An 11,660-nucleotide genomic window follows, 5' to 3' on the forward strand; every position below is an offset into this window, starting at 1 on the left:
GCTGCGGCTGCAGGGGGTGGAGAAGGCTCGCGTGCCCGTCGAGAAGGTGGCGGACGAGCGCGCGGCCGTCGGGGCGCTCTGGCAAGCGGTGCTCGGGGAATGAGCAGGAGGCATTCCGCCCCGGTATTTGCGCAAGAATAAGGCAAGGCCGGGGCAACGCAGTAAACTAGCGGCTTGCCCCGTGTTTATCCGAATCGCCGCCGCCAGGAACTCTCCCTGATGCGGCGGCGACAACCGCCATGTCCGAATTCGTCCGTCCCAAGCTCGATCTGCCCCCTGGCCGCAAGAAAGTGCTGATGCATTCCTGCTGCGCGCCCTGTTCCGGTGAAGTCATGGAAGCCATGACGGCCTCGGGCATCGACTACGCCATCTACTTCTACAACCCGAACATCCATCCGGTGAAGGAGTACGAGATCCGCAAGCAGGAGAACATCCGCTTCGCCGAGCAGCACGGCATCGAGTTCATCGATGCGGATTACGACATGGACAACTGGTTCGACCGTGTGAAGGGGCTGGAAGATACGCCCGAGCGCGGCGAACGGTGCACGGTGTGCTTCGACATGCGCTTCGAGCGCACGGCCCTGTACGCGCACGAGCACGGGTTCGACACGATCACCAGCTCGCTGGGCATCTCGCGCTGGAAGGACATGAACCAGATCAACGGCTGCGGCGAACGGGCCGCGGGGCGCTACGACGATCTGGTGTACTGGACCTACAACTGGCGCAAGGGCGGCGGTTCGTCACGCATGATCGAGATCAGCAAGCGCGAGAATTTCTACCAGCAGGAATACTGCGGCTGCGTGTACTCGCTGCGCGACACCAACCGCCACCGCCGTTCGCAGGGCCGCGAACGCATCCACATCGGCGTGAAGTTCTACGGCCGCGAAGAGATCATCAGCGGCGACTCGTGACCCGCGGGGCCGTGCGCCCTGCTTCGCCTGCATATGAGGACGGCCGCGCTCGCGGCCGTCTTGCCAGGCATCAGAGATACCGGTCGAACCAGTTCAGCGTGCGCTTCCAGCCGTCTTCGGCGTCGGCCTTCACGTACGACGCGCGATAGTCGGCCATGAACGCGTGGCCCGAATTCGGGTACACCACGAACTCGGACGCGCGCGAGTTCTCGTTGCCCTGGGCCAGCACCGCGCGGGTCTTCTCGATGTCGGCCAGCGGGATGCTCTCGTCCTTGGCCCCGTACAAGCCCAGCACGGGGCCATGCAATTGCCCGGCCACGTCCACCACGTATTGCTTGATCAACGGACCATGGCCCGACGCCAGCTTGCCGTACCAGGCCACGCCGGCCTTCACGCGCGGATTCTGCGCGGCGTACATCCAGGTCAGGCGGCCGCCCCAGCAGAAGCCCGTGATGCCCACGCGGGTGGGATCGCCGCCGTGTTCCGCGGCCCAGGCGACGCTGGCGTCCAGGTCGCCGTAGACCTGTTCATCGGACACCTTCGACACCAGCTCGGAGATCAGCTTCGGGATGTCGGTGTATTGCGAGGCGTCGCCCTGGCGTTCGTACAGATTGGCGGCTACGGCCACGTAGCCTTGCTTGGCGAAACGGCGGCAGAGATCCTTGATGTGCTCGTGCACGCCGAAGATTTCCTGCACCACCAGCACGATGGGCAGGTCTTGCTTGCCTTCGGGCGCGGCGTAGTAGGCGCTGATCGTGCCGTTGGCGGTCGGCAGCTTGAAATCGCCGTGGGCCAGGCCCTGGGTATCGGTGTGGATGGTGGTGGATGCGGGCGTACCGGCGGCGGCAGCGAAACTCATGGCGGACTCCTGGTGAGGAAAGCGGAGGAACCCGGCCGCCGCACCCGCGCTACGGATGCGCCGTGGCGGATCCGTGCGTATGTTCGCCGTGCACGGCCTCGCCATGGGAGGCGCCGTGCTCATGACCGTGATCGTGCTCGTGGTGCATGAGGGACGTGACGCCGTAGATGAGGACCACACCGACGCCCACCAGCAGCAGTTGCGGAATCGCGTCGGACAAGGAGACGCGCTCGTGCATCTGCGGCATCAGGTCGGCAACCGAGATATACAGGAAGCTGCTGGCCGCGATCACGAGGATGTAGGGCGTCCAGGCCTGCGCTTCCTGCAACACGAAATATCCTACACCGCCGCCCGCCGCCGTGCACAGGCTGCTGAGCAGGATCAGCATCACGGCGCGCCGGCGCGGGATGCCCGCGTTGATGAGCACCACGAAATCCCCCAGCTTGTGCGGCACTTCATGCACGATGATGGATGCGGCCGTCAGCACGCCCAGCAAGGGATCCGTCAGGAAAGCGCCGGCCACCAGCACGCCGTCGCACAGGTTGTGCAACGAACTGCCGATGAGGATGAAGCGCCCGCCCCGCCCGGCCTCGTGCCGGTCGTGCCCATGATGGTGGTGATGCCCATCGCCTTCGTGATGATGGCTGTGCCGCAAGAGCGAGATCTTCTCGAGCGCGAAGAACGCGATCAGCGAGACCAGCAGCAGGCCGAACAAGGTATGCGCATCGGCCTGCGCGGATTCGAACGCCTCGGGCATCAGGTGCAGCAGCGCCACGGACAGCAGCACGCCGACCGACAGGCTGACCATGTGATGCAGGTACTTCGCGAACACACGGTAGGCCAGCCAGCTGGCGATGGAAATGGCGATCAGGCCGCCGGCAAGGGTGGCCAGGAGAATCCAGAGGAGCAACATAGACGGGGGCGCAGAACGATTCTGTTATTTTCGAAACATTATATTGTTTCACGAATCGACGCGTCCGGTGAAACTCCTTAGCGTGACACGCTATGGCGCGAAGTCCACCAATCTCGCCCCCGGCCAGCGGCCCGCGCGCACCAGTTTCTGCACGTTCTCGCGCAGCAGATCGCACACGTGGCGCACCGCCACCGAGTTGCGCCGCGTCACGGTGGTGGCCAGCGAGATACGGCGCTGCAGCGCCGGATGATCCAAGGGCGCGATCGCCAGATCACCGCGCGCCAGAAAGTCGGCGATGGCCACGCCCGGCAGCACGGTATAGGCCACGCCCGCCGCCAGGAACAGCCGTGTGAGCTGCGTGGCGTCGACCTCGGCCACGATGTTCAGCGGAATACGCTGGATCGCGCAGATGTGCTCCAGGATGCCGCGCACGGTATGCACGCTGCTGGGCAGGATCAAGGGCAGGTTGCGCAGCACCGACAAGGGCTTGGCGCCTGTGGACCAGTCCATGCCGCTGTCCGGCAGGCCGACCAGGTGCAGCGGTTCATCCAGCAAGGGCAGCATGTCCACGCTGGCGATGGGCCTGGGGTGGTACAGCAGCGCCATGTCCAGCGAGCCCTCTTCCATCAACTGCTGCAACTGGCCCGGGTAACCCGTGGACAAGCGCAGGTGGATCTGGGGATAGGCGCATTGCACCGCCTTCAGCAGGTCCACCGCCAGCAGATCACAGACGCTGGGCAGCAGGCCGATGGAGACCAGCCCGGCCACCTCGCCGCGCGACGGCTTGATCTCGGCGACCGCCTTATCCAGGGACAACAGCGCTCGCCGCGCATGATCGATCAGCAGCAGGCCTTCCGGCGTGGGCTCCATGCCGTTGTGCACGCGCTGGAACAAAGGCTTGCCCAGGTCCTGTTCGATCTGCCGGAGCTGGCGCGAGATGGCGGGCTGCACCACGTGCAGCAGTTCGGCCGCCTTGGTGACGCTGCCCGTCTGGGCAATGGCCAGCACGGCGCGCAATTGCCGCAATTCCATATCAATTACCCCTTGCTGCCATGCCGATTGGTTATCCGCACAGCGCATATTTGTTATTGGAGGGTCTGTTTTATTACCAACTAACATACCTTTCACCGATTTGATCTAAGCCGAACACGAATGTCAATCTCAAGCTTGCAAGGGGAGAGCGCCCCCGATGTACTGACCGCGCTGCGGGACCGCCAGTCGATGCGGGCCTACAAGGACCAGCCGCTGGACCTGGACATCGTCGCCCGCATCCTGGACGCCGCCAGGCACGCCCCCAGCGGCACCAACACGCAACCCTGGCATGTCGTGGTGGTCAGCGACGAGGCCCGCCAACGGCTGTGCCAGCGGGTGCTGGACACCCGGCAGCGGGAGCCCGAACGCGAACGCTCGGCGCAATACGGCGAATACCGCTACTACGCCGATCCCATGACCGAGCCCTATCTGTCGCGCCGCCGCGAAGTCGGCTGGGACATGTACCGCTCGATGGGCGTGCAGCGCGGCGACCGCGCGGCCAGTTGGGAGGTGGCCGCGCGCAACTACCGCTTCTTCGACGCGCCCGTCGGCCTGATTTTCACGCTGGACCGCGCACTGGAGAAAGGCAGCTGGATCGACCTGGGTATCTTCCTGCAATCGGTGATGCTGGCCGCACGCCACTACGGCGTGGACACCTGCGCGCAAGGCGCATGGGCCCGCTATCACGACGTCATCCGCGACGAACTGGCCATCGCCGACGACCACATCATCGTCTGCGGCATGTCGATGGGCTATGGCGACAGCGACGCGCCGGCCAACGCCGTCCGGGCGCGCAAGGAACCCTTGGAATCGTTCGTGCGCTACGTGGGCGGCAGCCCCTCGAAAGGTCAGTCACGGCGCCACCTCGACGGAGCGACAACATGACGGGCGGCATCCACGGCTTTCTGGACAGGTCGGCACAAGCCTGGCCACAACGCGATGCGGTGGTGTTCGAGGAACGCGGCATCACCTACGAAACCCTGCGCGCGGACAGTTGCCGCATCGCGCACCAGCTGCTGGCGCTGGACCTGGAGCCGGGCGCGCGCATCGCCACGTACATGGTCAATCATCCCGCCGCGTTCGCCTGCCAGTTCGGGATCGACCGCACGCCGCATGCGTGGCTGCCGCTGAACTACAAGTCGTCGCTGGACGAGGCGGTGGACATCATGAACGACTTCTCGGCGCAGTGGCTGTTCGTTCACAGCAGCCTGGACGTGGATGTGCGGGCCCTGCGCACGAGGGTGCCCACGCTACGCGGCGTTATCTGCGTGGATCGCGCGCTGGAGGGTGCGCCCTTTCTCGATGAATGGATTGCACAGGCCTCATCCGATGATCCCGGCGTGCCCGTCGGGGCGTTTGGCACGGCGGTGCTGCGCACCACGGGCGGATCGACCGGCAAGCCCAAGGGCGTGATGCGCACGCATCTCTGCCAGGTGCTGCAGGTCGCAGACTACCTGGCTGCCCTACCCTATGACGAACCACCGCGCAATCTGGTGCTGACGCCGCTGTCGCATGCCGCGGGCTCGTCCGCGACGCCAGTCTTCGAACTGGGCGGCACGCACTACATCCTGAACTCCACCGCGGCCGGCGACATCCTGGCCAGCATCGAACGGCACCGCATCACGACCGTGTTCATGCCGCCCACGATGATCTACAACCTGCTGGTCCATCCCGGCGCCCGCGGCGTCGACCTGTCCTCGCTGAAGTACCTGATCTACGGCTCCGCACCGATGTCCCAGCAGAAACTACGCGAGGCCTGGGAGCTGTTCGGCCCCGTGCTGACGCAGGTCTACGGCATGACGGAAGCCAGCAGCACCATCTCGATCATGACGCCGCGCGAGCATGCGCACGCCCTGGCCCACCGGCCACAGCGCTTGTCCAGTTGCGGCCGAGGCTCGGCCAACTACCGCATCCGCATCGTCCGGCCCGATGGCGGCACCGCACAGGCGGGCGAACTGGGTGAGGTGGCCTGCGCCTCGTACGAAGTGATGAGCGGCTATTTCGCCAATCCCGGCGCCACGGAACAGGCCGTGCAGCACGGCTGGCTGCGTACGGGCGACATCGGTTACCAGGACGAGGAAGGCTATCTGTACATCGTCGACCGCCTGAAGGACGTGATCATCTCGGGGGGGTTCAACGTCTACCCGGGCGAAGTCGAACAGGTGGTGTTCCAGCATCCCGCCGTGAAGGACTGCGCGGTGGTGGGCGCCCCCGATGACAAATGGGGAGAGGCCGTCACCGCCGTGATCGAACTCAAGCCCGGCAGCGCGCTGGATCCCGACGAGCTCATGGTCCATTGCAGAACGCGACTCAGCGGCGTGAAGTCGCCCAAGCGTGTGCTGGTCTGGGACACGCTGCCCAAGAGTCCCGCCGGCAAGGTGCTGCGCAAGGACGTGCGCGCGCATTTCTGGCAGGACCTGGAACGCAAGATCTGAACAGGAGTCTTCATGACCATCTATGCATTGAAGGGTGTGTCGCCCCAACTGCCGCCGCCCGGCGAATACTGGGTCGCGCCCAACGCCACGGTGATCGGCAACGTCAGCCTGGCGCGCGAGGCCAGCCTGTGGTTCGGCGTCTCGGCCCGCGCCGACCACGAACCTATCGCGATTGGCGAAGGCAGCAACGTGCAGGAAAACGCCGTGCTGCACGTGGACCCGGGTTTTCCGATCCAGGTGGGCAAGCACTGCACCATCGGCCACAACGCCATTCTGCATGGCTGCACGGTGGACGACGGCGTGATCGTGGGCATGGGCGCCATCGTGATGAATGGCGCCCACATCGGCGCGGGCAGCATCGTGGCCGCGGGCGCGGTCGTGACCGAGGGCAAGGCGTTTCCCCCGCACTCGCTAATCGTCGGCGCGCCGGCCAAGGTCATGCGCACGCTGGAGCCCGAGGCCGCGGCCCGGCTGACCCTGGCGGCCGTGAAGTACGTCGCCAATTGGAAATCCATGACGCAGGATCTAGTCGCGCTGGACTGACGATATCGCGCACCATCCTTCGAGCGCCGTATGGCAGACAAGACTGCCATACGGCGTTATTGCATTCGGACGGCGCAGCGGCATGCCTGAACGGATCGCGCCTTGGATCGACAGAAAACGATGCCTGCATGCAACAGACACTCCTGACAGCTCGACGTTTTCAGCGCGCAGCGTCTCGGGCCATCCTTGCAAAAGAGAGACCCGCATCGCTGCCGCGCATACAGCTTGCACCCGAAGCGTGCGGCACGCGATTCGGCCGACGCGCTTGCGCACTGGGCACGCCGACGGGCCCTCGCGCGATGCACCAGGACGTCTCATGACGCATCCCTATTTCCGTGCATCGGGCATGCCGTTCCGTAATACCCGTGACACAGACAAATTATTGGCCGGCCACCCTCGATTTTCTTAGAGTCAATCCATCACGATCCATGGCCTTGGAGGGGCGCGTAATGAACAGCTTGGCACGTCGAGATTTTCTGAAATCCATGGTGGCCCTGGCGGCGGGCGCCACGATGAGCGCGCCCGCGTGGGCCGAGGGCGCCGGCTTTCCTAGCAAACCCATCAGCGTCATCGTGCCGTACGGCCCAGGCGGCCTGGGCGACTACACGGGCCGCGCGCTGGCCATGCACCTGTCCGAGGTCTGGAAGGCCAATGCCGTGGTCGAGAACCGCGCCGGCGCCTCGGGCATCATCGGCTCGCGTTACGTCAGCGCCTCGCGGCCCGACGGCTACACGATTCTGATGTCATCCAACACGACCGTGTCCGCCGCGCCCATGCTCTTCAAGAACCTGCCCTACGATCCGCGCACCGATCTGGTCGAGGCTGGCGTACTGGGCATCTACGGCTCGGTGGCGCTGGTGCGCAAGGACGCGCCCTACCAGTCGATTCCGGAACTCGTGGCCTATGGCAAAGCGCATCCGGGCGAGCTGTTCTACGCCTACACCAACACCTCGTCGCAGGTGCCCGCCGAGATGCTGAATGCCGCGGCGGGCGTGGCCATGCAAGGGGTGTCGTACAAGGAAACCGGCCGCGCCATCACGGACCTGATGAGCGGCCAGGTGCAGGTGTTCTTCATGGATTATGTAGCCGCGGCGCCGCACGTGGCGGGCGGCAAGCTCAGCGCGCTGGGCGTGACGCAAGCCACGCGCACCAAGCTATGGCCCAGCGTGCCCGCCATCGCGGAGTTCTATCCGGGTTTTGAGATGACGGGCTACGTGACGATCTCGCTGCCGTCGGCCACGCCCGCGGAGATCGTGCAGAAGTACAACCAGGCCATCCGCTCCGCCGTGAAGACGGCTTCGGTGGCCGAGCACCTGGAGTCGCAGGGGCTCGAGTTGAAGGACTACGACGTCGCGCAAACCAAGCGTTTCGTCGATGACGAGACGCGCAAGTGGACGACCTACGTGCAGATCGCGAAGATCGTGCCGCAATGACGCGCTGACAGCGCCGTCCGCGGCAAGCGCGGACGGCGGGTCCAACGTCAGTGCGCCTGTTCCCAGTTCTTGCCCGCGCCCACTTCCGCCACCAGCGGCACCTTCAGAGTGGCCACACCGCACATCAACCTCGGCAAGGCCTCGCGGACGATTTCGAGCTCGTCGTCCGGCGCTTCCAGCACCAGTTCATCGTGCACCTGCATGATCATGCGCGTGCGCAGTTTTTCCGTTTCCAGCCACTGCTGCACCGCCACCATCGCCATCTTGATCAGGTCGGCGGCCGTGCCCTGCATCGGCGCGTTGATCGCCGCGCGCTCGGCGCCCTGGCGGCGTGGGCCCGAGGCCGCGCGGATGTCGGGCATCTGCAGGCGGCGGCCGAACACGGTTTCCACATAGCCCTGCTCGCGGGCCATCTGGCGCGTCATGTCCATGTAGCTGGCCACGCCCGGATAGCGCGCGAAATAGCGGTCGATGTAGGCCTGCGCGGCATCGCGCGTGATGCCCAGGTTCGAGGCCAGGCCGAACACGCCCATGCCGTAGATCAGGCCGAAGTTGATGGCCTTGGCGGCGCGGCGCTGCTCGGAGGCCACCGCATCGAGCGCCACGCCGAACACTTCGGACGCGGTGGCGCGGTGGATGTCCTCGCCGGCGGCGAAGGCCTTCTGCAGATTGGCGTCGTCGGAGACGTGCGCCATGATGCGCAGCTCGATCTGCGAATAGTCGGCGGACAGCAGCGTGCCGCTTTCCGCGATGAAGGCCTCGCGCACGCGGCGGCCCGCCTCGGTGCGCACCGGGATGTTCTGCAGGTTGGGATCGGACGAGGCCAGGCGGCCCGTGATGACCGCGGCCTGCGAATAGTGCGTGTGCACGCGGCCCGTGTCCGGGTTGATCATGCGCGGCAGCTTGTCGGTGTAGGTCGACTTCAGCTTGGACAGGCCGCGGTATTCCAGCAGCGCCTGCGGCAGCGGGTAGTCCTGCGCCAGGCGCGTCAGCACCTCTTCGTCGGTGGACGGCACGCCGCTGGGGGTCTTGCGCACCACCGGCAACTGCATCTTGCCGAACAGGATCTCGCCCAGTTGCTTGGGCGAGTTCAAGTTGAAGGGCTGGCCGGCCAGGTCGTAGGCGCGCTGCTCCAGCTGCAGCATTTCCTGGCCCAGCTTGTGGCTCTGGCGGCCCAGTTCGGCGGCATCGACGCGCACGCCGTTGCGCTCGATCACCGTCAGCACGCCCGAGACCTGCATCTCGAGCCGATAGATGAACTCCAGGCCTTTTTCAGCGGCCACGCGCGGGCGCAGCACCTGGTGCAGCTGGATGGTGAAGTCGGCGTCCTCGCAGGCGTAGTGGCCGGCACGCTCGACCGCGACTTCGTCGAAGCCGATCTGCTTGGCGCCCTTGCCGCACAGGTCTTCGTACGAGATGCCGCTGCGGCCCAGGAAGCGTTGCGACAGTTCGGACAGGCCCACGCCACGGTGCGATTCGAGCACGTAGGCTTCGAGCATGGTGTCGTCGGAAATACCGCCCAAGCGGATGCCTTCATTGGCGAACACGTGCGTGTCGTACTTGGCGTGATGCAGCAGCTTGGCGTGCGAGGCGTCTTCCAGCCAGCCGCGCAGGCGTTCCAGCACCTCGGCCTTGGGCAGTTGCTCGCCGGCCTCGGGGCCGCGATGCGCCACGGGGATGTAGCAGGCCACGCCCGGCGCCACGCCCATCGAAATGCCGACCAGCCGGGCCTGCATTTCGGACAGCGAGGTGGTTTCGGTATCCAGCGCCACCAGCGGCGCATCCTGCACCCGCGCCATCCAGGCGTCGAAGGCGGACCAGTCGGTGATGACGCGGTAATCCTGTTCGGCGGGCGCGGCGGGCACGCCGACGGCGGCGCGCGCATCGCCCGCGGGCAGGCGTTCCTCGTCGCCGCTCAGTTCGCGCAGCCAGGTGCGGAAGCCATAGCGGTCATAAGCCTCGACCAGCGTGGCCATGTCGGGCGTGGCGGGTTCGAGATCCGCCAGGCCGGCGATGTGGCCAGTCAGGTCGCAGTCGCACTTCACGGTCAGCAGTTGGCGCGTCAGCGGGAACTGGGCGATGGCGGCACGCAGGTTCTCACCGGCCACGCCCTTGATGGACGGCGCGGCTTCGATCAGTTGGTCGATGGAGCCGTGCTCGGCCAGCCACTTGGCGGCCGTCTTGGGGCCGACCTTGGTGACGCCGGGCACGTTGTCGACCGTATCGCCCACCAGCATCAGGTAATCGACGATGCGATCGGGCGGCACGCCGAACTTGGCCATCACGCCCGGCGGCGTCAGCACCTCGCTGGTCATGGTGTTGACCAGGGTGACTTGATCCGTGACCAGTTGCGCCAGGTCCTTGTCGCCGGTGGACACGATGGTGTCCACGCCCTGCCCGGCCGCCCAATGCGCCAGCGTGCCGATGATGTCGTCGGCTTCGACGCCCTCGATGGCCAGCACCGGCCAGCCCAGCGCGCGCACCACGCGGTGGATGGGCTCGATCTGCACGGCCAGATCGTCGGGCATGGGGGGACGGTGCGACTTGTATTCCGGATACAAGTCGTCGCGGAATGTCTTGCCACGCGCATCGAAGATGCATGCGGCATACTCTGCCTTATGATCCGCAACGAGCTTGCGCAGCATGTTCACGACGCCGTACAACGCACCCGTGGGTTCGCCCTGCGCATTGCGCAGGTCCGGCATGGCGTGAAAGGCGCGATAAAGGTAGCTCGATCCGTCTACCAGCAATAAGGTTTTCTTCATGGTCAAAAAGGCAGAGTTGAGCACCCCCGCCGGCAAACAAGTTCCGGTGATTATGTCAGAGATAACGGCGGCGGCTGAGAAGCTGGCCGATATCGGACCGGCCGTCAGCCTGTTCGGCAGTGCGCGCACCAGCCGGGATTCGCCCTATTACCAGACCAGTATCGAGATCGCCGCGGCGCTGGCCCGCGCAGGATTCGCCGTCATCGCGGGCGGCGGCCCCGGCATCATGGAAGCGGCCAACAAGGGCGCCTACGAAGCCGGCGGCACCAGCATCGGCCTGAACATCAGCCTGCCGCACGAGGCCCACAACAACGCCTACCAGACCATCAGCCTGTCGTTCGAGTACTTCTACTCGCGCAAGGCCACGTTCTTCATGCACAGCATGGCCTACGTGTCGCTGCCAGGCGGCTTCGGCACGCTGGACGAACTGTTCGAGGCGCTGACGCTGGTGCAGACCGGCAAGGTGCCTCCTGCCCCCATCGTGCTGGTGGGCAGCGCATACTGGCGCGGCCTGGTCGGCTGGATGAGCGAACAATTGCTGGGCAACGGCATGATCGGCGCACACGACCTGAACCTGTTCATCGTCGAGGACGATCCCGAACAGGTCGTGGCCCGCATCGTCGAATTCCACCGCAAGCACCTGGACGACGCCCAGTACGCGCCGTCGCTGCCCGCCTGAGCGGGTCTCGCGCTCGCCCGCGCCACGTCATCCGTGGCCAGGCAGGCAAACGGGGCGGCATGGCGCCGCCCCGCTTCATTTCCAACGCCT

11 protein-coding genes are annotated in these 11,660 nt (G+C 65.7%); 7 read left to right on the forward strand and 4 right to left on the reverse strand.

The annotated features are described in order from the left end of the window. On the forward strand, positions 1-103 hold a 103-nt coding region (locus A7W11_RS28925), incomplete at its 5' end, for a hypothetical protein (RefSeq protein ID WP_235816989.1). Between the two features lie 136 nt (positions 104-239). Beyond that, positions 240-911: an epoxyqueuosine reductase QueH gene (locus tag A7W11_RS24530; protein WP_066420364.1), complete on the forward strand. Its 672-nt coding sequence runs from the start codon at positions 240-242 to the stop codon at positions 909-911. 70 nt (positions 912-981) lie between these two features. Here A7W11_RS24530 and A7W11_RS24535 read toward each other — a convergent pair whose 3' ends face one another. The 3 genes from A7W11_RS24535 to A7W11_RS24545 form a co-directional block, all read right to left on the reverse strand. After that, complete coding sequence (locus A7W11_RS24535) at positions 982-1,770, reverse strand: dienelactone hydrolase family protein (protein ID WP_066420366.1); 789 nt, start codon at positions 1,768-1,770, stop codon at positions 982-984. 49 nt (positions 1,771-1,819) lie between these two features. Beyond that, positions 1,820-2,683 carry a ZIP family metal transporter gene (locus tag A7W11_RS24540; protein ID WP_066420367.1) on the reverse strand — a complete coding sequence of 288 codons (864 nt, stop codon included), beginning with the start codon at positions 2,681-2,683 and terminating at the stop codon, positions 1,820-1,822. 90 nt (positions 2,684-2,773) lie between these two features. Next, positions 2,774-3,715 (reverse strand): LysR family transcriptional regulator, encoded by a 942-nt coding sequence (locus A7W11_RS24545; protein ID WP_066420368.1) that lies wholly within the window; start codon positions 3,713-3,715, stop codon positions 2,774-2,776. A 120-nt stretch (positions 3,716-3,835) separates the two neighbouring features. Between A7W11_RS24545 and A7W11_RS24550 the strand changes: the two genes are divergently transcribed. From A7W11_RS24550 to A7W11_RS24565, 4 genes are all read left to right on the forward strand, one after another. Next, positions 3,836-4,600, forward strand: coding sequence for a nitroreductase (locus A7W11_RS24550; protein WP_066420369.1), 765 nt, complete (start codon positions 3,836-3,838; stop codon positions 4,598-4,600). Beyond that, positions 4,597-6,150, forward strand: coding sequence for a class I adenylate-forming enzyme family protein (locus tag A7W11_RS24555; RefSeq protein WP_066420370.1), 1,554 nt, complete (start codon positions 4,597-4,599; stop codon positions 6,148-6,150). Before A7W11_RS24550 ends, A7W11_RS24555 begins: the two co-directional genes overlap by 4 nt. Before the next feature lie 12 nt (positions 6,151-6,162). Continuing rightward, positions 6,163-6,693 carry a gamma carbonic anhydrase family protein gene (locus A7W11_RS24560; protein ID WP_066420373.1) on the forward strand — a complete coding sequence of 177 codons (531 nt, stop codon included), beginning with the start codon at positions 6,163-6,165 and terminating at the stop codon, positions 6,691-6,693. 449 nt (positions 6,694-7,142) lie between these two features. Continuing rightward, positions 7,143-8,126, forward strand: a complete 984-nt coding sequence (locus tag A7W11_RS24565) for a Bug family tripartite tricarboxylate transporter substrate binding protein (RefSeq protein ID WP_066420376.1) — start codon at positions 7,143-7,145, stop codon at positions 8,124-8,126. Positions 8,127-8,173: 47 nt separating this feature from the next. On the opposite strand, the gene polA is transcribed toward A7W11_RS24565, so the two are convergent. Further along, positions 8,174-10,891 (reverse strand): DNA polymerase I, encoded by a 2,718-nt coding sequence (polA, locus tag A7W11_RS24570; protein ID WP_066421765.1) that lies wholly within the window; start codon positions 10,889-10,891, stop codon positions 8,174-8,176. Here polA and A7W11_RS24575 point away from each other — a divergent pair. Beyond that, a complete protein-coding gene (locus A7W11_RS24575; protein ID WP_459562138.1) occupies positions 10,890-11,570 on the forward strand; it encodes an LOG family protein in 681 nt (226 codons plus the stop codon). The two genes, polA and A7W11_RS24575, sit on opposite strands and share 2 nt — an antisense overlap. The last annotated feature ends 90 nt before the right edge of the window (positions 11,571-11,660 follow it).

It is taken from the genome of Bordetella ansorpii (genome assembly GCF_900078315.1).
Lineage (GTDB): Bacteria > Pseudomonadota > Gammaproteobacteria > Burkholderiales > Burkholderiaceae_B > Bordetella > Bordetella ansorpii.